General features: G+C 54.1%; 26 protein-coding genes and 1 pseudogene. 14 read left to right on the top strand and 13 right to left on the bottom strand.

From position 1 onward, the window contains the following. Positions 1–330 precede the first annotated feature (330 nt). The 3 genes and pseudogenes from G5574_RS03190 (at position 331) to rlmA (ending at position 1641) form a co-directional block, all read left to right on the top strand. Positions 331–449 (top strand): annotated as a pseudogene (locus G5574_RS03190) (DUF2627 domain-containing protein). Between the two features lie 36 nt (positions 450–485). Beyond that, complete coding sequence (gene cspE, locus G5574_RS03185) at positions 486–695, top strand: transcription antiterminator/RNA stability regulator CspE (protein ID WP_001062678.1); 210 nt, start codon at positions 486–488, stop codon at positions 693–695. A gap of 136 nt (positions 696–831) precedes the next feature. Next, the gene (gene rlmA, locus G5574_RS03180; RefSeq protein ID WP_006119468.1) at positions 832–1641 is read left to right on the top strand and encodes a 23S rRNA (guanine(745)-N(1))-methyltransferase; all 810 of its coding nucleotides are present in this window, start codon (positions 832–834) and stop codon (positions 1639–1641) included. Here rlmA and G5574_RS03175 read toward each other — a convergent pair. From G5574_RS03175 to manX, 4 genes are all read right to left on the bottom strand, one after another. Next, on the bottom strand, positions 1638–2096 hold the full coding sequence (locus G5574_RS03175; protein WP_164482019.1) for a DUF986 family protein: 459 nt from the start codon (positions 2094–2096) through the stop codon (positions 1638–1640). The genes rlmA and G5574_RS03175 overlap by 4 nt on opposite strands. A gap of 73 nt (positions 2097–2169) precedes the next feature. Beyond that, positions 2170–3015, bottom strand: a complete 846-nt coding sequence (locus G5574_RS03170) for a PTS mannose transporter subunit IID (protein ID WP_006119465.1) — start codon at positions 3013–3015, stop codon at positions 2170–2172. Between the two features lie 15 nt (positions 3016–3030). Then, positions 3031–3831, bottom strand: coding sequence for a PTS mannose/fructose/sorbose transporter subunit IIC (locus G5574_RS03165; protein ID WP_164483186.1), 801 nt, complete (start codon positions 3829–3831; stop codon positions 3031–3033). A 43-nt stretch (positions 3832–3874) separates the two neighbouring features. After that, on the bottom strand, positions 3875–4846 hold the full coding sequence (gene manX / locus G5574_RS03160) for a PTS mannose transporter subunit IIAB (protein WP_039343077.1): 972 nt from the start codon (positions 4844–4846) through the stop codon (positions 3875–3877). Positions 4847–5347: 501 nt separating this feature from the next. Between manX and G5574_RS03155 the strand changes: the two genes are divergently transcribed. After that, entirely contained in the window at positions 5348–6916 is a 1569-nt protein-coding gene (locus tag G5574_RS03155) for a TerC family protein (RefSeq protein WP_033741917.1), read from the top strand. Between the two features lie 62 nt (positions 6917–6978). Here G5574_RS03155 and G5574_RS03150 read toward each other — a convergent pair whose 3' ends face one another. From G5574_RS03150 to pabB, 4 genes are all read right to left on the bottom strand, one after another. After that, a complete protein-coding gene (locus G5574_RS03150; protein WP_033741915.1) occupies positions 6979–8541 on the bottom strand; it encodes an EAL domain-containing protein in 1563 nt (520 codons plus the stop codon). Between the two features lie 216 nt (positions 8542–8757). After that, positions 8758–10122 (bottom strand): L-serine ammonia-lyase, encoded by a 1365-nt coding sequence (locus tag G5574_RS03145; protein ID WP_033741913.1) that lies wholly within the window; start codon positions 10120–10122, stop codon positions 8758–8760. 185 nt (positions 10123–10307) lie between these two features. Continuing rightward, entirely contained in the window at positions 10308–10871 is a 564-nt protein-coding gene (locus tag G5574_RS03140) for a CoA pyrophosphatase (protein WP_006119458.1), read from the bottom strand. Beyond that, positions 10872–12230 (bottom strand): aminodeoxychorismate synthase component 1, encoded by a 1359-nt coding sequence (gene pabB, locus G5574_RS03135; RefSeq protein WP_164482018.1) that lies wholly within the window; start codon positions 12228–12230, stop codon positions 10872–10874. A 108-nt stretch (positions 12231–12338) separates the two neighbouring features. On the opposite strand from pabB, the gene G5574_RS03130 reads away from it, so the two are divergent. Beyond that, the gene (locus tag G5574_RS03130; RefSeq protein WP_006119456.1) at positions 12339–12521 is read left to right on the top strand and encodes a YoaH family protein; all 183 of its coding nucleotides are present in this window, start codon (positions 12339–12341) and stop codon (positions 12519–12521) included. A gap of 16 nt (positions 12522–12537) precedes the next feature. Here G5574_RS03130 and G5574_RS03125 read toward each other — a convergent pair whose 3' ends face one another. Beyond that, positions 12538–12882 (bottom strand): RidA family protein, encoded by a 345-nt coding sequence (locus G5574_RS03125; protein ID WP_006119454.1) that lies wholly within the window; start codon positions 12880–12882, stop codon positions 12538–12540. 151 nt (positions 12883–13033) lie between these two features. Here G5574_RS03125 and G5574_RS03120 point away from each other — a divergent pair, with 151 nt between their 5' ends. The 6 genes from G5574_RS03120 to rnd all read left to right on the top strand — a co-directional run bounded on the left by G5574_RS03120 (position 13034) and on the right by rnd (position 19756). After that, positions 13034–13201, top strand: coding sequence for a hypothetical protein (locus G5574_RS03120; RefSeq protein WP_006119453.1), 168 nt, complete (start codon positions 13034–13036; stop codon positions 13199–13201). A 143-nt stretch (positions 13202–13344) separates the two neighbouring features. Beyond that, positions 13345–15255 (top strand): DNA repair helicase YoaA, encoded by a 1911-nt coding sequence (gene yoaA / locus G5574_RS03115; protein ID WP_164482017.1) that lies wholly within the window; start codon positions 13345–13347, stop codon positions 15253–15255. Positions 15256–15299: 44 nt separating this feature from the next. Beyond that, entirely contained in the window at positions 15300–15998 is a 699-nt protein-coding gene (tsaB, locus tag G5574_RS03110; protein WP_164482016.1) for a tRNA (adenosine(37)-N6)-threonylcarbamoyltransferase complex dimerization subunit type 1 TsaB, read from the top strand. A gap of 60 nt (positions 15999–16058) precedes the next feature. After that, positions 16059–16652: a Slp family lipoprotein gene (locus G5574_RS03105; protein WP_058701809.1), complete on the top strand. Its 594-nt coding sequence runs from the start codon at positions 16059–16061 to the stop codon at positions 16650–16652. Between the two features lie 206 nt (positions 16653–16858). Further along, positions 16859–18535, top strand: coding sequence for a long-chain-fatty-acid--CoA ligase FadD (gene fadD, locus G5574_RS03100; protein ID WP_164483185.1), 1677 nt, complete (start codon positions 16859–16861; stop codon positions 18533–18535). Between the two features lie 99 nt (positions 18536–18634). Next, positions 18635–19756: a ribonuclease D gene (rnd, locus tag G5574_RS03095; protein WP_033741901.1), complete on the top strand. Its 1122-nt coding sequence runs from the start codon at positions 18635–18637 to the stop codon at positions 19754–19756. A gap of 51 nt (positions 19757–19807) precedes the next feature. On the opposite strand, the gene minE is transcribed toward rnd, so the two are convergent. From minE to minC, 3 genes are read right to left on the bottom strand one after another with little or no spacing between them, the layout of a single operon-like run. After that, complete coding sequence (gene minE / locus G5574_RS03090; protein WP_006119446.1) at positions 19808–20077, bottom strand: cell division topological specificity factor MinE; 270 nt, start codon at positions 20075–20077, stop codon at positions 19808–19810. A gap of 3 nt (positions 20078–20080) precedes the next feature. Next, positions 20081–20893 carry a septum site-determining protein MinD gene (gene minD, locus G5574_RS03085; protein ID WP_006119445.1) on the bottom strand — a complete coding sequence of 271 codons (813 nt, stop codon included), beginning with the start codon at positions 20891–20893 and terminating at the stop codon, positions 20081–20083. A 33-nt stretch (positions 20894–20926) separates the two neighbouring features. Next, positions 20927–21625, bottom strand: a complete 699-nt coding sequence (minC, locus tag G5574_RS03080) for a septum site-determining protein MinC (RefSeq protein ID WP_006119444.1) — start codon at positions 21623–21625, stop codon at positions 20927–20929. A gap of 154 nt (positions 21626–21779) precedes the next feature. Between minC and G5574_RS03075 the strand changes: the two genes are divergently transcribed. The 3 genes from G5574_RS03075 to G5574_RS03065 all read left to right on the top strand — a co-directional run bounded on the left by G5574_RS03075 (position 21780) and on the right by G5574_RS03065 (position 23521). Next, positions 21780–22055, top strand: coding sequence for a YcgL domain-containing protein (locus G5574_RS03075; protein ID WP_006119443.1), 276 nt, complete (start codon positions 21780–21782; stop codon positions 22053–22055). A gap of 296 nt (positions 22056–22351) precedes the next feature. Then, positions 22352–23011, top strand: a complete 660-nt coding sequence (locus tag G5574_RS03070) for a fumarylacetoacetate hydrolase family protein (protein WP_164482015.1) — start codon at positions 22352–22354, stop codon at positions 23009–23011. Between the two features lie 63 nt (positions 23012–23074). Continuing rightward, positions 23075–23521, top strand: coding sequence for a YcgN family cysteine cluster protein (locus G5574_RS03065; protein WP_033741898.1), 447 nt, complete (start codon positions 23075–23077; stop codon positions 23519–23521). Between the two features lie 41 nt (positions 23522–23562). Here G5574_RS03065 and dsbB read toward each other — a convergent pair whose 3' ends face one another. After that, the gene (gene dsbB / locus G5574_RS03060) at positions 23563–24093 is read right to left on the bottom strand and encodes a disulfide bond formation protein DsbB (protein WP_039343052.1); all 531 of its coding nucleotides are present in this window, start codon (positions 24091–24093) and stop codon (positions 23563–23565) included. Positions 24094–24308: the final 215 nt, after the last annotated feature.

The raw sequence follows: 24308 nt of genomic DNA, 5'->3' as shown, positions 1-24308 counted from the left end.
GTCCGGGTTTACCGTTCCCCTTATCCATTCCTTTATTTGGTGCATTATTGCCATATTAGTGCAATGTAATTTATTTATTGTCATACATCATGATAAAAGCAGGAAAAGTAGTACGTTATCCCATCCGGGATGCAGGAAGCCTTTATTTTATCGTGAAGTTATGACGGTCGCTGGGTTTCGGTTCGCAGCATTTTGTACCATAAAGTACATTCTCTGGGAGCTACCCTGCAATTATGCAAAAACTAACGATCGACATATTAAAAATGGCTTGCCATTATTTAGCGGATATGTGATAACAATTCGTGGGTTAAACGAGGTACAGTTCTGTTTATGTATGGCATCTTCAGTAAAGAAGTTACGAGTAAAGACGTTGACGTTGAATACCGCTTCCTTGCCGAACTTTAATCAGTGCCTCATTCAGTAATGTCTCTGTTTTATCTGTAGGTTAGCCTCCGGGCAAATAAACACTTTAAGGAATTAGTAAAATGGCAAAGATTAAAGGTCAGGTTAAGTGGTTCAACGAGTCTAAAGGCTTCGGTTTTATCACTCCAGCTGACGGTAGCAAAGACGTGTTCGTACACTTCTCTGCTATTCAGGGCAACGGCTTCAAAACGCTGGCCGAAGGCCAAAACGTTGAGTTCGAAATTCAGGACGGCCAGAAAGGCCCGGCAGCTGTTAACGTTACTGCTATCTGATTTCGCCTCAGACGGGTGCCCTGCGCCCGGTCTCAGATATTAAAGCCTTGGCCTTCTGGCCGAGGCTTTTTTTACGCTTTCGCTCGGGTTCCCTGTCGAGTACACTGCTGCGCGTCGATAGATGCCGGAGCGCCTTATGTCCTTGATTTGCCCACTTTGTCACTCTTCCCTGAACCTGACCGAACGCAGCTGGTGTTGCGAAAATCGCCATCAGTTCGATCAGGCGAAAGAGGGCTATGTCAATTTGCTGCCCGTTCAACATAAAGGCTCCCGCGAGCCGGGCGACAGCGCGGAGATGATGCAGGCGCGACGTGACTTTCTGCAGGCCGGTTACTATCAGCCCCTGCGGGACAAGGTGGTTGACGTGCTGAATCAGCATCTGCAGGTACCGGCCGCTCAGATCCTGGATACAGGCTGTGGGGAAGGGTACTACACCGGTGCGCTGGCGGATAACTTTGCGCCAGCGGGCAAGGTCTTTGGCCTGGACGTGGCCAAAATGGCCATTCGGCTCGCGGCGAAGCGCTATCCGCAGGTCCTGTTCTGTGTCGCCTCCAGTCAGCGTCTGCCGTTTGCGGACCATTCCCTTGATGCAGTGGTTCGCATCTATGCGCCCTGTAATGAAGCGGAGCTTAATCGCGTCATCAAACCCGGTGGATACCTGTTAACGGTTACGCCGGGCCCGCACCATCTGGCGCAGTTCAAAGCGCTGATCTATCGCGATGTTCAGCTGCACGCACCGGAAGGGAAAGTGTATCAGGGCTTTCAGCAACGTGCCCGGCATGCGTTAACCTATCCGATGGCCCTTACCGGACAGGCCGCCACCACGTTATTGCAGATGACGCCCTTTGCCTGGCGCGCGCGGCCAGACGTCTGGCAGACGTTAGCCGAAAGCGCGCAGTTTCACTGCGAAGCGGATTTTGTGATAACCCTGTGGCAACGCGACTAACGCGCTTCGACCAGGGTTTGATAAATCCGCTCAAGATCGTCAAGCTGCTGCACGGCGATCAGTAAGCGCCGCTGTTCGAGCTGGATGACTAAAATGCCGTCTTCAGACAGATTCATGCTCTGGATACGGGAATAGGCGATCCAGATACCCGCGAAGAACAATCCCTCCCGTTTCATGACCAGCGTGGGGCGGCGGAGCCAGAACAGCCAGAAGGACAAAAAGCACAGCATCATCAAGAGTGTGGTGGTCAGCACGGGTCCCTGATGCGTGACGTTGTTCCAGAGCAGGATGACCAGTAAACCAATAAAAATCAGGCTGTCGGCTTTATGACGGCGCTGCAGCGGCACACGTAACAACGTCGAGCCTTTACGTCGTGGCAGAATCGCCTCGTCGTAGATCGCAAACACCAGCAGAGCAGCGATGCAGAGAGCGATGATGATGTTCGTCAATGACATGGGGCTTCCTTTCGAGCTTCAGTGGATGTTACCGCCAAAAAAATCGGGAGCCTTGCTCCCGATTGCGTCAGGATTACAGCCCAAGCAGGCCGATCCAGTAGCCGAAGATACCGATAGCAAAGAAACCAACGATGATCCACAGGGCATTGACCTTACGCCGCAGCAGCCACATACAGGCAAAGGTCAACAGGAGCGGGACGATGCCGGGCATTAACTGATCCAGAATCGACTGGACGGTAGTGACTGTGGTCTTGCCGGTCTGGTCGGTAATGCGTGACACCACCAGCGGAATATTGACGTGCGTCCACTTATTGACTAGCGCGCCCATGACAAACAGCCCAAGGATAGAGGCACCTTCGGTCAGTTTTTGCAGGAAGCCACCGCCCATATCGCTGACGATATCAATCCCTTTACGGTAACCGTAGGCCACACCGTAATAACGGGTGAGCAGACGGGCCAGGTTAAACAGGATGAAGAACAGCAATGGACCGAGCAAACTGCCGCTCATTGCGATGCCCGCACCCAGGGCGGCAAACACCGGACGAACCGTTCCCCAGAAAATCGGGTCACCTACGCCAGCCAGCGGCCCCATCAGGCCCACTTTGATGCCGTTTATTGCACCATCATCAATTGCGGCACCATTGGCGCGCTGCTCTTCCATCGCCATGGTCACGCCCAGGACCGGGGCCGCAACATAAGGATGTGTGTTAAAGAACTCAAGGTGACGTTTTATCGCCTGCTTGCGGTCATCGTTGTTTTCAGGATAGAGACGGCGAATCACCGGCACCATAGAAAAACAGAATCCCAGCGCCTGCATACGTTCGAAGTTCCAGGAACCCTGGAACAGGTTTGAGCGTACAAAAACAGCACGGACATCGCCTGGCGTCAGTTTCTTTTCGACTTTTGTTATATCAACCATGTTGTCACCTGTTCCTTAATCGAGTTCGTTGTCAAGATCGTTAGCTGACGGCGAGGCCGCAGGCGCACCGGCGGTACGGTTATATTTCGGACTGAGCTGGATATAAAGCACGGCCATCACCACGCCAATCACCCCCAGCGCAACCAGGTTGAAACTGGTGAAAGCCGCCGTCACGAAACCGAGATAGAAGAACGGCATCAGGTAACCGGCCCGCATCATATTGATGACCATGGCGTAACCCACCACCACAATCATGCCGCCCGCAATGTTGAGTCCGTTCGTCACGACTTTAGGAATCGAACTGAGCAGAGAGTGCACCGCGTCCGTGCCAACCGAAATCGCAACGATCAACGCCGGAATGGCGATGCGCATGGCCTGAAGCAGCAGGGCGGAGACATGGATCCACGAAATGGCCGTAAGATTGCCTTTCTCTGCGGCTTTGTCCGCCGCATGCTGGAATGCCACGGTCAACGTGCGCACGATAATGGTCAGCACCTGGCCGGCGGCGGCGAGCGGAATAGCCAGCGCGATACCGGCGCCGACGCTTTGCCCGCCTGCAATGACCAGAATGGTGGAGATAATGGACGCCAGCGCCGCATCAGGGGCGACCGCCGCGCCAATGTTCATCCAGCCCAGTGCAATCATCTCCAGCGTTCCGCCGATGATGATGCCTGTCTTCATGTCCCCCAGTACGATCCCAATCAGGGTACAGGCCACCAGAGGGCGGTGAAACTGGAACTCATCCAGGATGGATCCCATACCGGCAATACAGGCGATAATAAAGATCAAAATAATTTGAAGTGTGGTTATTTCCATCATACTTCGTGTCCTCTACAGGATAGAAAAGAGTGCTGGCCCGTTAAGCGCCTACTTTGGCTATCAGATCCATCATTTTCAGTTTGGGATCACCTGAAACCTTGCGTACCTCAAGCTCGATATTGCGCTCATTGAGCTTTTGGAACGCGGCGATATCTTTCTCATCAACGGACACGGCATTGTTGACCTGCGTTTTGCCCTGCCGGAAGGCCATGCCGCCAATGTTGACGCTTTTGATATCGACGCCCTGTTCCACAACCCGCAAGACATCGGTGGGATTGGTGAACAGCAGCATGACGCGCTCACGGGCATATTTGGGGTTATTCCAGACGCGCACCATTTTATCGACGCCAACCACATGCGCGGTCACGCCCGGCGGCGCGACCTGGGTTAAGAGTGTCTTGCGCACATTGTCGTTTGCCACCTCATCACTGACGACAATGATGCGGCTGACATTGGTCTCTTTGGTCCAGCGTGTGGCGACCTGGCCATGAATCAGGCGGTCATCAATACGGGCCAGGCAGATAATCATGTGTTCATCAGGCGAGAGGGGTCTGACAGCGGCAGGGGTGGGAGGTGGAGTCGGTGCGGCAGCAACGGGCGCGGGTTTGACTTCAGGTTGGGCTTTCAGCGCTTTGACGCCTTCACGGCCAGTTTCAACCGCAATCGCCACCAGCTCATCGAAGGTTGGATTGTCATCCCGCGCCATCAGGGTTTCCACTAACATGGGAATATTCACCCCGGCCACGACCTCATAGCTGTCGTGATCCATGACCAGCCGACTTGCCGCATTAAAAGGACTTCCGCCCCAGGTATCTACCAGAAAAAGCACCCCCTTTGAGGTATCCAGTTCGGCCAGCTTTGCCTGATATTTTTCAATCAGCGTTTCTGCATTTTCGCCCGGTACAAAATCAATCCATTTGACGTTTTCCTGTTCGCCTAAAAGCATCTCTGCCGTTTTAAGCAGCTGTTCTGCTGCCCAGCCGTGTGTACCAATGATCAGAGCAATGGTCACGTGCTACCTCCGTTCGCTTGTTGATTCCATAAGGTGAGGAACCGTTAAGAATTATCGCGTTAACAATGCTGACTTCTTTATTGAGCCTGCCGGCCCGATATCCACATTGCAGGGATAACCAACTCACTACGTGCATGCCGGATTTATTTTAGTGACCGAAAAAATAAATTTTGTGATGTCGGTTGGCTATTTACAGCATAAAAGCGTGAAATTACGTTTTAATGGCGCATAAACGAAGTGATGACAGAATGTAAAAATAAGAAAATTTTTTGACCTTGTTGACCGAACTGATACATTAGCGATCTGTTAATTATTCAGGAGTAATGGGCTTCAGCCCACCCTTATGGACCGTCACCGACGTTGCTTAACCTTGTCTTTGCGCTCCTCAGCGCGTCAATTTACGCCAGACCGCGTTTTCTTTGCTTTTACACCTTGCTCACCGTCATGTCGTCAGACGCTGGTACGTTTTAGCGTAATCACATCCTTTTTCAGGAGTCACTAATGGAATTTCTGTTCGACCCCTCAATCTGGGCGGGATTGCTCACGCTCATCGTGCTCGAGATTGTGCTCGGCATTGATAACCTGGTATTCATTGCCATCCTGGCCGATAAGTTACCGCCGAAGCAGCGCGATAAAGCGCGTTTGATTGGCCTCTCGCTGGCGCTGGTTATGCGTCTGGGCCTGCTGTCGCTGATCTCCTGGATGGTCACACTGACGCGGCCGCTGTTTAGCGTGGGCGGGTTTAGTTTCGCCGGACGCGATCTTATTTTGCTGGCGGGCGGTATCTTCCTGCTCTTTAAAGCCACGATGGAACTGCATGAGCGGCTGGAAAACCGTCAGCTGGAAAACAGCGGCAACCGCAGCTATGCCAGCTTCTGGGCCGTTGTGGCACAGATCGTCATACTTGATGCGGTCTTCTCACTGGATGCGGTGATTACGGCCGTGGGGATGGTGAATAACCTGCCGGTCATGATGACGGCGGTAGTGATCGCCATGATTGTGATGTTGCTGGCCTCTAAACCGTTAACAAAATTTGTTAACGCCCATCCTACGGTCGTTGTCCTGTGTCTCAGTTTCCTGCTGATGATCGGTCTGTCGCTGGTGGCGGAAGGGTTTGGCTTCCATATTCCTAAAGGCTATCTGTATGCGGCGATTGGTTTCTCGATCCTGATCGAGCTGTTTAACCAGATTGCGCGTCGCAACTTTCTTCGCCATCAGTCGCATCGTCCTATGCGTGAGCGTACCGCTGAGGCCATTTTGCGCCTGATGGGGGGCCGCAACCGCGTACAGACGGCCCCGGCCAGCACTGAAGAGCAGGCGATAGCCGTTGCGATCCCACAGGAAGCCTTTAAGGATGAAGAGCGCTATATGATTAACGGCGTACTGACGCTGGCTTCCCGTTCAATTCGCAGCATCATGACGCCGCGTGGCGATATCTCCTGGGTGGATGCCAGTCGTCCGGTAGACGAGATTCGTATCCAGTTGCTGGACACGCCGCACAGCCTGTTCCCGGTCTGCCGGGGAGAACTGGACGAGATTATCGGCGTTGTCAGGGCCAAAGAGCTGCTGGTCGCACTGGATCATGGTGTGGATGTTGCCACCTTTGCGGCAAACACGCCGATTATCGTGGTGCCGGAAACGCTCGATCCGATTAACCTGCTGGGCGTACTGCGTCGTGCCAAAGGGAGCTTTGTGATCGTCACCAACGAGTTTGGTGTGGTACAGGGCCTGATTACCCCGCTGGATGTGCTGGAAGCGATAGCAGGTGAATTCCCGGATGAAGACGAAACGCCGGATATCATCATGGACGGCGACGGCTGGTTAGTGAAGGGGGGAACCGATCTCCACTCGCTCCAGCAGCTGCTTGATTTTCATGAGCTGGTGAAACCGGACGACGATCATGCGTCACTGGCAGGGTTGCTGATTGCTCAGAAAGGACAATTACCGAAGCCGGGTGACGTCATTGATATCGCGCCGCTTCACTTCCAAATTATTGAAGCGACAGAATACCGCATTGATCTGGTTCGTGTGACGCGCGATCCGCAGCATGACGAGGACGAAGAAGGTTAACCTCCCCGGAAAACGCAAAACGCATCACACTGTGATGCGTTTTTTTTTCCCCAGGCATGGCACTACAGGTCGCTGGTCAGTTGATGTTGCCGTAGCCACGCGGGGAAATCCTCCAGCGGCATGGGGCGGGCAAAATAGTAGCCCTGCAGGTGATCCACGCCGCGGTCGCGCAGATAGTCAGCCTGCTCCGGGGTTTCCACGCCTTCCGCCACCAGGCTGATATTCAGCCGTTGCGCCAGTGAGATCACCATATCCGTTACGGTCGCGTTAATCGCATCCGTGCCAATCGAGGCGGTGAAGATTTTATCCAGCTTCAGCACGTCCGGTTGCAGGTCCTTCAGGTAAGACAGTGAACTGTGGCCTGTGCCAAAATCATCAATTGCCAGCCGTACGCCAATCTCATGCAGTTGTGAAATGACCGTTTGATCGACCACCGGCAGCGCATCACGTTCGGTAAGCTCGACGACCAGCTTTGGCACCGGATTGGCAGGCCACCAGATAGTTTGCAGATCTTCCAGAATGGCGCGGTCACGAAAATGACTGGCGGCGACGTTCACAGCAATGTGAAAATCCGGGCTGTGAGGCAGATCCGGCAAGGCTTCAACGACGCGATTTAACACGAAACGGGTTAAAGGCTTAATCAGATTCTGACGCTCAGTTAGCGGAATAAACACATCGGGCGGGATCCAGCCCTGGCGCGGGTTATGCCAGCGCAGCAGGATTTCAATGCCGTCACACTGACCGTTTCGGGCATTGATGAGCGGCTGGCAGTAAACAATAAACTCTCTGGCGGTGATGCCATAGCTGATTTGCCAGCTCAGACTCATGCGGTTGGCGGTTGCCAGCCACATGACATAGCCTATTAATAAACTCAGCATTAGCGCCAGCGGCAACTGAGAAGGCAACGAGGCCAGTGCCAGACGGGATGGGGAAGGGCCGTAAAGCGTTACCGTGTAGGGATAACGCAGTGACGCTTCATTATAGGTGACTTCATCTTCCGATGGGACCGCCGACTCAATAAGCGGATTGCCGTATTCCAGGCTCTTGCCGTTGACGTTAAAGATGGCGCGTTCCACCCAGGGCGACTGCGGCTCCAGCAGATAACTGCTCATCAGTTCAATGTTGATGGCCTGCAGGATGCCTGAGCGGTTATCCAGCGTTGTTGGCGTCCAGAGTAATAAGACCGGCGAACCTTTAAGCAGATAGTCATCTGTAGACAGGATCATGCGCTTATCGTTAAGCGCCAGTTCAGGGTAGGTCTGACTAAAGGTGATATCCCGTGAGCCGAAAATACTGGAGCAGTACAGTAAGTCATCGTTCACCAGCAGAATCGCCCGCACGGTTTGTAAGGACGCAATCTTTTCGATTAAGGGAAAACGCGCGTCCTCACAGGGCATGCCCACTAAACCCAGCGTGTTATTGGCTGCCACATCCAGCGGAGAAAACATGCGATCAAAACGCGTAATCGCGTTATCGGCAAAGCTAATTGCACGCTGCTGAATCCGTGATTTTTCTTCGAAATAGCGCAAAGCCAGCGTTAACGTAAGAACAATAGAAGCAATCACCACAGCAATAAGCAAACGCTTACGTCTGTACTGTCCAACATATTGCTGGGCCATGAACATCAAGAATCACCTTCCCAAAACCAGAAAAATAGATATAGCTGGGTTGTTATCGGCACGGCCTGGAGCAAATTTAGGACCGGTGCGTAAAATGAAAGGCTGTGAAGAACGCGCTAAAGCGACTGTCGGGTCGCTTTAGCGTCGTTAATATTTATATCAGGCAGGACTTGCTAATGCACTGTTTAACGGGCGCAATTTAAAAATAAACAGACTGAATGATTAGTCACATTGAACTTTTATCGCCAGTCCGCCCCGTGATGTCTCGCGGTATTTCGCGTTCATGTCTTTGCCGGTCTCGTACATGGTTTCAATGACCTTATCCAGTGAGACGCGCGGTTCGCTGGTACGGCGCAGGGCCATACGTGCCGCGTTGATCGCTTTCACCGAGGCGATTGCGTTACGTTCAATACAGGGCACCTGAACCTGGCCGGCAACCGGATCGCAGGTCAAACCCAGATTATGTTCCATCCCGATTTCGGCGGCCACGCACACCTGCTCAGGGCTGGCGCCCAGCAGTTCGGCCAGACCTGCCGCAGCCATTGAGCAGGCAACGCCGACTTCTCCCTGACAACCGACCTCCGCGCCGGAAATAGAGGCATTCATTTTATACAAAATGCCAATGGCACCGGAGGCGAGAAAATAGCGAATAAAAATGTCGGGCGTGACGGGTTCAATGAAGTGATCATAGTAAGCCAGGACGGCGGGGACGATACCGCAGGCTCCGTTGGTCGGTGCGGTCACCACCCGACCGCCCGCCGCGTTCTCTTCATTAACCGCCAACGCAAACATGTTGATCCAGTCAATCACCACCATCGGATCGTTAGAGTGTTTGGCTGAGGAGATCAGCAAACGCCGCAGTGACGCCGCCCGGCGCGGTACCCGCAACGGCCCGGGCAGCACACCTTCGGTATTCAGACCGCGGTCAATACAGGCCTGCATGGTTTGCCAGATGGTCGCAAAATATGCATTGATCTCTTCACGTGAATGCAGTGCCAGCTCGTTTTTCATCACCAGCCCGGACAGGGAAAGTCCGGTCTCGCGACAGTGGGCCAGCAGTTCTTTGGCCGAGTGGAAGGGCCAGGGCACCGTGACTTCGTCCAGGGCCGACTGACCAAAATGCTCTTCATCGACAATAAAGCCGCCGCCGACAGAGTAATAGGTTTTAGACAGCACCAGCAGGTCGCCGGAGAACGCCAGCAGGCGCAGGCCATTTTCGTGCAGGGAGAGATTTTCGCTACGGAACACCATACCGCCTTCACGCGGAAAATCGACTTCATGCGCGCCTTTGGCAAGGGGCAGGCGTTCACGTTGTTGCACATCCTTAATGAACGCGGGGATGGCGTCGATATCGACGCTGTCAGGCGATTCGCCGGCTAACCCCATAATAATCGCTATATCCGTATGGTGACCTTTACCGGTCAGCGACAGGGAACCATAGACATCGACCGCAATGCGTGTCACCTCATGCAGCTTGCCTTGTTCAGACAACAACTCTACAAACTGTTTACCCGCTTTCATCGGACCGACCGTATGAGAGCTGGATGGGCCGATGCCCACTTTAAACATGTCAAAAACCGAAATCATGGGTGACACTCCTCACAAAAACTTGCAGACTGCCGTGGCAGTTAATGGCGCTAATAGTAAACGGCGAGGCAGGGTAAACGTGCTGCTTTTCGCATGAAATAAACTAATTAACTCCACCAGAAAAAATTATAGTGTGACATGGCGCAAAAGGCTGAATTCAGGCGCAGAAATGGGCTCGCCCTCAACTAAAATGCAATTTGCTGGCTCAGGGCACGAATAATGCCTGCTGTCATTCCCCACACCAGATAGCCCTGATAATGAGAAAGCCACACCGGGTGGCGAATGCCGGCACGATAATAGTCAAGTTCGGCGTAGCGACTAAGACGAAGCGCTTCGGTCAGGGGCATTTCGAAGGCGCTCTGAACCTCGTCAGGATTAAGGCGCAATTCGAGGGTTGCAGGCACAATGCCGACCACCGGTGTGACCTGAAAACCTGTGCTGCTGGTCACCGGAGGCAGGCAGCCGAGCACCTCAACCCGATCGGGTGCGATGCCCACTTCCTCCTGCGCTTCTCGCAGCGCTGTCGCCACCAGTGAGCTGTCGTCGTGATCCTGCATCCCGCCGGGAAAGGCCACCTGACCGGCATGTTTACGTAAGGCGTGCGAACGTTGCGTCAGCAGCAAGCCGGGCTGTTGACGGGCAACGACGGGGATTAACACAGCGGCATGTCGCCCCGACAGCGGCTGGGCGTTATGCAGCGGCTGCTGCAGGAGAAAACGGGTGCGAAAATCAGCCAGCGTCAGCGCCATTCAGGCTCCTTTTTCCAGTGCAGGCAGAATGCGACTGACCTTATCCAGCGTTTCCTGATATTCCGAGGCCATATCACTGTCGGCGACCAGGCCGCCGCCCGCTGCGCAGTAAAGATGCTGACGCTCAGCAATCAGCGTACGAATGGTGATGCTGGTATCCATTCTGCCGCAGACACTGAGATAACCAATGCTGCCGCACCAGGCATTGCGGCGGTGAGGCTCCAGTTCATCAATGATCGCCATGGCGCGAATTTTAGGCGCACCGGTAATCGAGCCGCCGGGAAAACAGGCACGCAGCAGATCGCAGGCATGAAGATGATCCGGCAACGTGGCCTGAATAGTGCTGACCAGATGATGGACTGCCGGGAACGGCTCGACCACAAACAGTTCGGGCACGTGCACGGAGCCCGCGATGGCGACCCGACCGATATCGTTGCGCAGCAGGTCGACTATCATCAGGTTTTCTGCGCGGTCCTTCGCCGCCGTGCGCAGACTTTCAGCCTGGGCCGCATCCGCCTCAGGATCGGCCGCACGCGGACGCGTACCCTTGATGGGACGGGTGGTGATAACCTGCTGATCCAGTGCCAGGAAGCGCTCAGGAGACAGGCTCAGAATGGCGCTGTCGGGCAGGCGCAAAAATGCGCTGAACGGGGCGCGATTGGCCTGGTTGAGCATACAAAATGCCCGCCATTCATCCCCCTGATAGCTGGCGCTGAAGCGCTGTGCCAGATTGACCTGATAGCAGTCACCGGCCTGAATATAGGCCTGTACCTTATTAAAACGTTCCGCGTAGTCGTCTATGCTGAGGTTTGACCGCCAGTCACTGGTAAGGGAAAACGCCGCCGCGTCACGTTCGGGCCAGTTTTCCAGCCAGGCAAGGCGCGAGGCGATATCGTCCAGGGCGACCAGGGTGAGTTTACCGAGGTGATGGTCGGCAATCAGTGCCCAGTTATAGATGCCCACGGCCATGTCTGCCGTAGTCAGATCGTGAAGGGCGGTATCGGGCAGCGTTTCAAAGCGTCGCCCCAGATCATAGCCAAACAGCCCCAGCGCCCCGCCCTGAAAGGGCAAATCGGGGTGACGCGGTGGCTTAGCGCCCAGCGCATCACACTGCTGTTGTAATAAGGAGAGCGGATCGTCAGTACGCGTTTCAACGCGATCGCCCTGCTGAATTTCTGTTATGCTGCCACGGGTTGTCAGGGTGGTAAGCGGGTCCGCCGTCAAAATATCAAAACGGTTATCACTGTGACTGGCCTGGCCGGACGAAAGCAGCATCGCCCAAGGTAAATGCGCAATGCGCGAAAAATAGTGGGTGATAGCGTCGGGCGAATAACACAGGTTATGAGTTTGAACGATCATTGAGCACGAAATTTGACATCAGTAAGGCCGTTAGACTGACATATTTTTCCCTGACTGGCACCTGTTTGTTCCCCATGAAATAATGACAGCCCTTAACAGGAGAAAATGATGATGACAGGATTACCCGCACTCTCACACGATCAGCAGCAGCGCGCCGTAGAGCGCATTCAACAGTTAATGGCCGAAGGGATGTCCAGCGGTGAAGCGATTACCGTTGTGGCACAGGAGATACGTGAAAGCCACACAGGTGAAATGATCCGGGCGCGCTTCGAAGAGGACGATGAAGGCTGACGCCCGGGGCTCGGGATCAGCGGGCCGCGATAATTTTTATTTCAACTTTATACTTCGGATTCATCAACCCGGCCTGGACCGTACAGCGAACCGGGGCGTTATCGGGGGAAACCCACGCATCCCAGGCGCGATTCATCGCGGCGAAATCCGCCTTGTCGACCAGAAAAATGGTAGCGTCAAGGATTTTGCTTTTGTCGCTGCCTACGCGCGTTAGCAGGGCATCGATCACCGCTAACGCATTAGCCGTTTGCGCCTCGGCATCAGCGTCGAGGTTTTCGGGCACACTGGTGTAATAAATGGTGTCGTTATGAATAACGGCTTCGGACATACGGTGTTCGGGATCAACGCGCGTAATGCTCATTTTCTTCTCCTGATTTTCTGAACGCCTAGCCTGACATATTCCCGGTACGATTGTCATCCCTTGCAGAAGACGGTCGCCGTCAGTCGCGCAACCGTCAGCGAAAAGTGGTATAAAGCGTCGCTTACTTGTTCAGAACAATCAGGATTAACGCATGGCCAATACGCACTATCTCTTTTGGGTAATGTTCGGGGCACTGACGCTGCTGTTTATTGTGATCGCCACGTTTGTCGGTATGTCGCGTACCGCAAAACACGGTTTTTTTACGCTTGTCGTCCTGATGGCGATACTGGTTGCGGGTGCGCTCTACATCAGCCCGTGACGATAACGGGCGGCCTGGCCCGTCAGACTGACTGAACGCATCCGGTCAGCAGACTTCATGCAGAATGCTGCCGTTTGTGATTTCCTTCAGGGCTGCAATGCTGACATAATATACAGTGTTTTCGGCCGTAATTGAGAGGGTACGTGGCAGACGATTTTGCAATTGATGGCGCGCTGGCAAAAGGCATTGCGGGCTTTAAACCGCGTGAGGCCCAGCGTGAAATGGCGCAGGCGGTCACCGAGGCGGTACAGAATCAGGGTGAACTGGTCGTCGAAGCGGGGACCGGCACCGGTAAAACCTACGCTTATCTTGCTCCGGCGCTGCGGGCGAAGAAAAAGGTGATCGTGTCAACGGGCTCAAAAGCCCTGCAGGATCAGCTCTACGCGCGCGATCTCCCCACCATTGCGAAAGCGCTTACGTTTACCGGTAAAACTGCGCTGCTTAAAGGCCGGTCCAACTATCTGTGCCTGGAGCGTATGGAGCAGCAGTCCGCGACCGGGGACGATATGAGCGTTCAGGCTCTCACGGATTTTGTCACGCTCCGCAGCTGGGCCTCGCAAACCCCGGATGGCGATATCAGTACCTGTGCCGGCGTCACCGAAGACAGTCCGCTCTGGCCGCTGGTTACCAGCACCAACGACAACTGTCTGGGCAGCGACTGCCCCCTTTATAAAGACTGTTTTGTCGTTAAAGCACGTAAAAAAGCGATGGACGCCGATGTCGTCGTGGTCAACCACCATCTTTTCCTGGCCGATCTGGTGGTAAAAGAGGGCGGATTCGGGGAACTGATCCCTGAAGCGGACGTCATGATTTTTGATGAAGCGCACCAACTGCCGGATATCGCCAGTCAGTATTTTGGTCAGCAGCTGTCGAGTCGTCAGTTAGCCGATCTCGCCAAAGACATCATTATCGCCTACCGCACGGAAGTGCGGGACGTTCAGCAGTTGCAAAAATCCGCTGACCGTCTGGCCCAGTGTGCTCAGGACTTTCGCCTGACGCTGGGAGAACCGGGCTACCGCGGCAACCTGCGCGACCTCCTCAGCGATAACAACATCATGCGCATGTTTACGCTGCTGGATGATGCGCTGGAACTCTGTTACGACGTGATCAAACTTTCGCTTGGGCGTTCTGCCCTGCTGGATGCGGCCTTTGAGCGCGCGGCGCTCTATCGCACGCGACTGAAACGGATTCGTGCCATCAGCGAACCGGGCTTTAGCTACTGGTATGAATGTACATCGCGTCACTTTGTGCTGGCGCTGACGCCTTTGTCGGTTGCCGAACGTTTCCGCGAGGTCATGGATAACCGTAAAGCGGCCTGGATTTTTACCTCTGCCACCCTGGCTGTAGATGAAAAGATGGATCACTTTGCCGAGCGACTGGGCGTCAGTCAGGCAAAAAACCTGATTCTCAACAGCCCGTTTGACTATGCGCGGCAGGCGCTGCTTTGTGTGCCACGCAATCTGCCTGAGCCCAATCGCCCCGGTGGCGCGCGTCAGCTGGCAAAAATGATGAAGCCGCTGATCGAGGCGAACAAAGGCCGCTGCTTCTTTTTATGCACTTCTCATCTGATGATGCGTGAGCTGGCCGCCGAGTTCCGGGCCTCCATGACATTGCCGGTGCTGGTGCAGGGCGAAACCAGCAAAGGACAGTTGCTCAAAGAGTTTATCGATAAAGGGAATGCCTTGCTGGTGGCGACCAGCAGCTTCTGGGAAGGCGTGGATGTGCGGGGAGATGCGCTGTCGCTGGTCATTATCGATAAGCTGCCGTTTACGTCGCCAGAGGATCCACTGCTTAAGGCCCGGATGGAAGATTGCCGCATCCGCGGCGGCGATCCCTTCAGCGATGTGCAACTGCCGGATGCCGTGATTACGCTAAAACAGGGCGTGGGCCGGTTGATTCGTGATACGGACGACCGCGGCGTTCTGGTCATCTGCGACCAGCGGCTGGTGTCACGGCCCTACGGCGCACTTTTTCTGAGCAGTCTGCCGCCCACACCACGCACGCGTGATCTTGCGCAAGCTATTGCCTTTATTCATCAGCAACCTGGCGCGTAATTGTGTGCTAAGATGCGCGCCGTTTTGAATCTTCAGAGGTCGATATGTCGGTCCGAATTTTAGCGCTGGATACAGCGACAGAAGCCTGTTCTGCGGCATTGCTTAACGGGCAAGAGAGTGACGCACGTTTTGAAATTGCGCCGCGCGATCACACACAGCGCATTTTGCCGCTGGTCGCCGAGCTGCTGCAGGCTCAGCAACTGGAACTCACCGAACTCGATGTGCTGGCCTTTGGTCGCGGGCCCGGCAGTTTTACGGGCGTGCGTATCGGGATTGGTATTGCCCAGGGGCTGGCACTCGGCGCGGCGTTACCGATGGCGGGTATTTCCACCCTGGCCACGCTGGCGCAGGGCGCCTGGCGTCAGCACGGTGCCTGTCAGGTACTCACCGCGATTGATGCGCGCATGGGTGAAGTGTACTGGGCAGAATATCAGCGCGATGAGGACGGTATCTGGCAAGGTGAAGCAACGGAAAGCGTGCTTACGCCCGAGGCCGCGTTGGAGCGCATGCAGGCGCTGAGCGGGGAGTGGTATACCGCCGGTACCGGATGGCAGGCCTGGCCGGTACTGCAGCAGGGCCATGCACTCCAGCTCAAAGACAGCGGCGTTTTGCTGCCAGCGGCTGAGGACATGTTGCCCCTGGCGGCGCGCGCCTTAGCACAGGGGCAAACCGTGTTGCCCGAACAGGCTGAGCCAACCTATCTGCGTAATGAAGTGGCATGGAAAAAACTGCCGGGCCGCTGACAGGCAACGCAACTTATTGTTATCGGGGCACTCTAAACATCAACCTTCAGGAGAATGTCTATGTCAATGTGTCGTAGAGGCGTTGCCGGTGTGATGTTGGTCTGCGCCCTGGTGTTAAGTGGTTGTGTTTCCGTACCGGATACGATTAAAGGTCACTCAGCGTTGCCCCAGCAGGATTTACTGCGGGTGATGAGCAATCCGGCCCTCTATGTCGGCCAGGAGTCGCGCTTTGGCGGTAAAGTGGTCAACGTAATTAACCGCAATGGCAAAACCCGGCTGGAAATTGCGACCCAGCCGCTGGATGACGGCGCGCGCCCGGTGCTGGGGGCCAGCTCGGTAGGGCGTATCTATGCCGACATTCCCGGTTTTGTTGACCCGACGGATGTCAAAGACCAGTACGTCACCGTTCTCGGCACGATTAAGGGAACGGAGCCCGGTAAAATCGGCGAAGCAAACTACTCGTTTGTGGTCGTTGATGTTCGGGGTTACCAGCGCTGGCATTTGACCCGTCAGATCGTGTCACCGCCAGAGCCTCTCGATCCCTGGATCTGGTATGGCCCCACGCGCCATCGTGGTGGTTACTGGGGTCCGAATCCTTACTGGGGCATGTACAACCCCGGTCCGGCTCAGGTCGAGACCATCCTCACGCAATAGTGTGACATCCGTTTTGATCAGGCCCGGTCGCGGTGCTCGCAACCGGGCTTTTTATTTGCATCGTTAACCAACACGAAATTTAGTGATGGGCTTCGCAACCTCAACATGCCAATAAGAGCAAACTGGTACAATCAGTTAAAATATTGTTAACAAATACGATTGTTGAGGCGGCGATGAGTACACAACAAGATTATCGGGGTGAATCCTTGAATAAGGTTTGGCTGAAACGCTACCCGGCAGACGTCCCTGCCGAAATTAATGCTGATCGTTATACGTCTCTGGTCGATTTATTTGAGCAGGCTGTCGTGCGTTACGCCGGACAGCCCGCATTTTACAACATGGGTCAAAAAATGACCTACCGCCAGCTGGACGAGAAAAGCCGGGCGTTTGCGGCATATTTGCAACACGAACTCAGGTTACAACCGGGCGCGCGCGTCGCGCTCATGATGCCGAACCTGCTGCAATATCCGGTCGCGCTGTTTGGTGTGCTCCGGGCCGGCATGGTCGTGGTTAACGTCAATCCGCTTTATACCCCGCGTGAACTGAAGCATCAGCTAAATGACAGCGGTGCCAGTGCGATCGTCATCGTGTCGAACTTTGCACATACGCTGGAAAAAGTCGTCGCTGAGACGGCGGTCAAACATGTGGTGCTGACCCGGATGGGGGATCAACTGGCACCGGTAAAAGCCACGCTGGTGAATTTTGTGGTGAAGTATGTGAAGCGGCTGGTGCCCAAGTATCATTTGCCGGGGGCGATATCGTTTCGCCATGTGCTGGAAACGGGCGCGTCAATGCCGTATCGACGTCCACAGGTCAGTAATGATGATTTGGCATTCCTGCAATACACGGGCGGGACGACCGGCGTCGCGAAAGGTGCGATGCTGACGCACCGAAACATGCAGGCAAACCTTGAGCAGACCAAGGCGACGTATGGCAAGTTACTCCGCGACGGCAAAGAGTGCGTCGTGACGGCCTTGCCGCTCTACCATATCTTTGCGCTGACCGTGAACGGCTTGCTGTTCGTGGAACTGGGTGGGCAAAACGTATTGATCACCAATCCGCGCGACATTCCCGCTTTTGTGAAAGAAATGGCGAAGTATCCTTTCACGGCGATAACCGGCGTGAACACGCTGTTCAATGCCTTACTCAACGACGATAATTTTAACAAACTTGACTTCTCGACGTTACGTCTGTCCGCGGGCGGGGGGATGGCGGTGCAAAAAGCAGTGGCGGAACGTTGGGAAAAACTGACCGGGCACTATCTGCTGGAAGGCTATGGGCTGACGGAATGTTCCCCACTGGTGTCGGTTAATCCCTACGACATTAACTGCCACACCGGCAGTATTGGTTTGCCGGTTCCCTCAACGGATGTCATTATTCTGGATGAAAACGGTAATGAAGTCCCCACTGGTGAGCCCGGCGAATTATGCATTCGTGGGCCGCAGGTAATGTTGGGTTACTGGCAGCATCCGGAGGCCACGGCAGAGGTCCTGAAAAATGGCTGGCTCCACAGCGGCGATATTGTTACCGTTGATCACGAAGGATTTATCCGCATCGTTGACCGCAAAAAGGATATGATTCTGGTTTCGGGCTTCAACGTCTATCCTAATGAGATAGAAGATGTCCTGATGCAGCATCCGAAAGTGCGTGAAGCGGCAGCCATTGGTGTGCCGAGTGAGTTGTCCGGTGAAGCGGTGAAGGTTTGTGTGGTCAAGAAAGATCAGTCGCTGACCAAAGAAGAGCTGCTGGACCACTGTCGCCGTCAACTGACAGGCTACAAAGTGCCCAGGATTGTTGAGTTTCGTGAGGAACTGCCTAAAACGAATGTAGGAAAAATTCTGCGTCGTGAACTGCGCGACGAGGTGAAAACCAGCGCAAGCTGATTCGCCGTCAGGATTCAGGTTGAACGCCGGCACTGTCCGGCGTTTTTATTGCTTTTAACATGGAGCACCGCACGTTGTCAGCTGCGGTGGAAACTGAACGTGAACTATTCTCTGATCGATAACGATGATCACCTGGCCGAGGTGTGTCAAAAAGCACGCCAGCATACGGCTGTCGCCCTGGATACCGAATTTGTCCGTACCCGGACCTACTATCCTCAGCTGGGGTTAATCCAGCTGTTTGATGGCGAGCAGTTAGTCCTGATCGATCCGTTACCTGTCCGTGACTGGTCACCGTTTATTGCGCTCTTAACGGATACCCGCGTGACCAAATTTTTGCACGCCGGGGGGGAAGATCTGGAAGTGTTCCTGCACCGCTTTGGGGTACTGCCACAGCCCATGATCGATACACAGATTCTGGCGGCGTTCAGCGGTCAGCCACTTTCCTGGGGTTTCGCCTCAATGGTGGCGCATTTCACTCAGGTGGAATTAGACAAAAGTGAAGCCCGGACCGACTGGCTGGCCCGTCCGCTGACTGAGCGGCAGTGTCAGTACGCCGCAGCGGATGTGCATTACCTGCTGCCCATTGCGCATCAGCTGATGGCGCAGGTGGAGCAGGTGGGGAACGTGACGGCGGCACTGAGCGAATGTGAAAACCTGTGTCAGCGCCGTTTAGATGTGCTTGATCCCGAGGACGCATGGCGGGACATCACCAACGCCTGGCAACTGCGTCCGCGTCAACTGGCCGCGCTGCAGCGCCTGGCGGCATGGCGGCTTAACGTTGCCCGCGAAAAAGACATGGCGGTCAATTTTGTGGTGCGTGAAGAAAACCTGTGGAAAGTGGCGCGCTTTATGCCGGGCTCGCAAGGGGAGTTAGACCATCTGGGCCTGTCCGGCCACGAGATCCGTTTCCACGGCAGGGCAATGCTGGCGCGGGTTGCTGAAGCCGCCGCGCTGGAGGACAGTGCGTTACCGCCGCCGTTAGCGAATCTGGTGGATCACGTGCATTACAAACGGGCTTTTAAAGCGATTAAAGCACTGGTACAGCAGGTCAGTGAACAGAGCGGATTAAGCCAGGAACTGCTGGCATCACGTCGACAGATTAATCAGGTGTTGAGTCAGCACTGGGGATTAAAGCCACAGAACCGTGAGCCCGAACTGCTGGCAGGCTGGCGCGGTGCGCTTCTGAAACCCGGCATTAGCGAGATACTTGCCGAGATATAAAAAAAAAATTCCCCTGCTACTGCGCAGGGGAATCTCAGGAAACCAGACGCGTCATTTCGTTACGTCTTCCGTTTCAGGTAAGGTGACGTTCAGTTCCAGAATCGAGATATCATCTCCTTTCTGATCAAGCTGAACCGTCACCATGTCCGGATCAATCTTCACGTACTTGCAAATCACGTCCAGAATGTCGCGCTTGAGTTGCGGAAGATAGTGGGGCTCACTGTCGCCCCTTCTCCGTTCTGCCACAATAATCTGCAGCCGTTCCTTGGCTATGTTGGCAGTGTTCTTCTTCCGGGATAAAAAGAAATCGAGTAATGCCATGGTTTATCCCCCGAACAGGCGTTTCAGGAAACCCTTCTTCTCTTCTTCAATAAAGCGGAAGGGGCGAACTTCACCGAGCAACCGTTCAACGGTATCGGCATAGGCTTTACCCGCATCGGACTCCGCGTCCAGAATCACGGGTTCACCCTGGTTTGAGGCACGCAGCACAGACTGGTCTTCCGGGATGACGCCGACCAGCGGTATGCGCAGAATTTCCAGCACATCTTCCATGCTCAGCATATCGCCACGGTTAACACGACCCGGGTTATAGCGGGTCAGCAGCAGATGCTCTTTAACCGGCTCCTGGCTGGTTTCCGCACGGCGTGATTTGGACGAAATGATACCGAGAATACGGTCAGAGTCGCGAACCGAAGAGACTTCCGGGTTAGTGGTGATGATGGCTTCATCGGCAAAATAGAGCGCCATTAACGCACCGGTTTCAATGCCCGCAGGGGAGTCACAAACAATAAAATCGAACTCCATCTCCGCAAGATCATTCAGGACTTTCTCGACGCCTTCGCGGGTCAGCGCGTCTTTGTCACGGGTTTGTGAGGCAGGCAAAATATACAGCTGCTCAGTGCGCTTGTCGCGGATCAGGGCCTGATTCAGCGTGGCATCACCCTGAATAACATTCACGAAATCATAAACAACCCGGCGCTCGCAGCCCATGATCAAATCAAGGTTACGCAGGCCGATATCAAAGTCGATGACAACCGTTTTCTTGCCTTTCTGCGCTAAACCGGTGGCGATGGCCGCGCTTGACGTGGTCTTACCAACGCCCCCTTTACCGGATGTAACTACAATAATGCGTGCCATAAATATTGATTTCCTTAACGAAAGAAAAGGGGCCTAATTAAGTGTCTGGATAGTCAGCGCGCCATCCTGAAGGCAAAGCCGCGCTGCTTTAGCAAAATATTCTTCGGGGATCTGATCCATAATCCAGTACTCCCCGGCGATAGAAACCAACTCTGCGGACAGGTTGGTACAAAAAATCTGGCATTCTCTGTCGCCGCTGGCGCCTGCCAGCGCCCGACCACGCATCATGCCGTAAATATGGATATTGCCGTCAGCGACCAGTTCTGCACCGGCACTGACGCTACTGGTCACAATCAAATCCGCATTACGGGCATAGATTTGCTGGCCTGAACGGACCGGTGTATTGACGATGCGTGTCTTCGCGGCCAGAGGTTCCGCAGCAACCAGTTTGAGTTCAGGTTTTGGCTCCTCACGTTTCTGGCTCTCTTTCCCCTCTGCCAGCACCGGAAGACCGGCACGGGCGATCAGCTTTTTCAACGCCTCGTCTTTGCAGCCACTGACACCGACAATACGCAGTCCCGTAGCGCTTACCGCCTGCAGCATCTGTTTCCAGTTTACGGCGGCATTGAGTGCCGCAACATTCAGCACCACTGGTGCGTTTTTCAGGAAATCGGGTGCCTGGTCAATTTTGTCCTGAAGCGCTTTGCGGATCACCTCTGGCTCATGGTGATGCAAATGAACAACAGACAAGGTAAAACTGCTTCCCTTAAATTCGATTGGCGATTGCGGCATCTGTCCCGACTCAGTCCTGTTTTACTACCCTGTGCTAAGCGATGATAAAAGCATCGTTAAAGCGCGATCGGCGAATATTCGAAGTACTGCAAGCATGTTATAGTTAGCGCTATATTCAAACAAGCCTCAGCGCGGGTTAATTCGAGTAAAAAATATGTTTTGTGTGATCTACAGAAGTCCCGTCCGTGACCAGACTTATCTTTATGTTGAAAAAAAAGACGATTTTTCGCGCGTGCCTGACGCGCTGTTGAAAGGCTTTGGTAAACCGCAATTGGCCATGGTGATTAACCTTGCCCAACGCGACAAGCTGGCCAACGCCGACATCAATAAAGTTAAGCAGGGGTTAAGCGAGCAGGGATATTATTTGCAAATTCCTCCGCCGATTGAAAGTTTGTTAAAAACCCATCTTGAGGCGGACAAAAAAGATTAACTCGGATTGTTCCGTTAATATTATTGATGTGCGGCAGTGAACGGCAAATTTATATTTTGCATCCGCGCTGAATATTAATTGTGCAGCGCCGCTGTTTTCCCCTTCCCGGTAACCTGCCGCACCGCGTTTTCCTGTACTGACGCACAAATAGCCTGGCGGGCAGGTTGACAATTCCTGCGCATCTGTCAGGTTAAATCATCGCAATGGCTACGCAGGGGAGCGCTGTGCGGTGCTGCCCTGTATGCTTTTTAATCGTCGAAGACTGACCGTCCGGCATCATGAAACAGGGGATTAGCATGTATCAGCATCGTAACTGGCAAGGCGCTTTGTTAGATTATCCCGTCAGCAAAGTGGTTTGCGTGGGCAGCAACTATGCGAAACACATTAAAGAAATGGGCAGTGCGACGCCGACCGAACCGGTTATCTTTATTAAACCGGCTTCGGCCTTGTGCGATCTGCGGCAGCCTTTATCCATTCCTGATGCCTTTGGTGAAGTGCATCATGAAGTCGAGCTGGCGGTGTTGATCGGCACCACGCTAAAACAGGCCAGCGAAGCGCACGTGGCGAAAGCCATTACCGGTTATGGTGTGGCGCTGGATTTGACGCTGCGCGATCTGCAGGCGGGCTTAAAAAAAGCCGGACAACCCTGGGAAAAAGCAAAAGCGTTTGATAACGCCTGTCCGCTGTCAGGTTTCATACCGGTCGCGGAGTTTGCGGGCGATCCCCAGAATACCGATCTGAAGCTGGTAGTAAACGGGGAAGTCCGTCAGGATGGCAATACGTCAGATATGATTCACAAAATCCTGCCGCTGATTGCCCATATGAGTCAGTATTTTACGCTACATGCTGGCGACGTCATTTTGACCGGTACGCCAGAAGGGGTGGGCCCAATGCGGTCAGGCGACACGCTGGAAGTCTCCTTTGCCGGTCACGGAATCAGTACGCGCGTGCTGTAAAACTTGCATCAGCGTGCTGATCGCTTTATAAGGTGCGGTTTACGCTAAATCTGGACAATCATCATGACTGAAACCCCTTTCTGGCAACACAAACGCCTGGCACAAATGAGCGATGAGGAATGGGAATCCTTGTGTGATGGTTGTGGTCAGTGTTGTCTGAACAAACTTCAGGACGCGGACACGGATGAAATTTATTTCACCAATGTCGCCTGTAATCAGCTCAACATCAAAACCTGCCAGTGCCGTAACTATGCGCGTCGCTTTGAATATGAAGAAGACTGTATCAAGCTGACGCGCGAAAATCTGACCACCTTTGACTGGTTACCGCGCACCTGTGCCTACCGTTTACTGGGCGAGGGGAAGCCGCTGCCTGCCTGGCATCCGCTGCTGACGGGCTCAAAAAATGCGATGCATGCGCAGCGAATTTCTGTACGTTACATTGCAGTGCGGGAAAGTGAAGTGCGCGACTGGGAAGATCATATTATCGATCGCCCTGACCGGAATGGCTAAGTCCTGACGATAAAGGCTGCCCCTGGCAGCCTTTTAACGGATTAACGACCGAATAAGTCGCGGCGTTTAGGTTTAAACGGCTGAGCAAGCAACACCAGCACACCCACCAGCAGATAAGCCGCGAAGATGCCGATCATCCACTGTGGCATGGCGAGTGATAAGAAGCGCCAGGCCTGTTCCGAACAATCGCCGCTGGCGACAAATACCGATGGCAACCATTTATCCAGCGGCAACCAGGCGGGGAAGCGGGCGGCAAAGTCACAGGTTACAAAGGGATTCGGATGCAGCAGGATCATGGTGTGTTCGTAAGAAAGGCGCAGGCCTTCCCATGCGCTGTATATCCATAACACAATCGCCACCAGTCGAACCGGCGAACGTGGCATCAGGAAGCCAAGGATGCCTGCGCCCATCACGCCAAAAAGCGCGCAACGCACGTAAATACACATGACGCAGGGTTTATAGCCCAGACCATGCTGAAACCATAATGCTGTCAGTTCCAACGCCAGAGCGGAAAGGGCCAATAATAACCAGGCACCGCGACCCCGCGAACATTGGTTTAAATATCGCAACATAGTGCATTCCCTGTAAACGTTAATGCCCCGCAGTGTAAACCAAAAGACGCGGCGCGCCATCCTGTGGTAAGAAAAAATCGTGTGCAAACCTAACCTGGCCCTGATCCAGATTAATTCTTTGTTTGTTTGCGAATGCGGCTGACACCTTCTGCCTCATTCGGCGGATTATTCATCAACGCGCTGCTGCCCGAGGCGGTTTTCAGGGCTTAACCTAA

The sequence above is a fragment of the Pantoea stewartii genome, from assembly GCF_011044475.1.
GTDB lineage: Bacteria > Pseudomonadota > Gammaproteobacteria > Enterobacterales > Enterobacteriaceae > Pantoea > Pantoea stewartii.
Note: the sequence above shows the minus strand (reverse complement) of the source record. Positions and strands in the feature narration are given on the sequence as shown.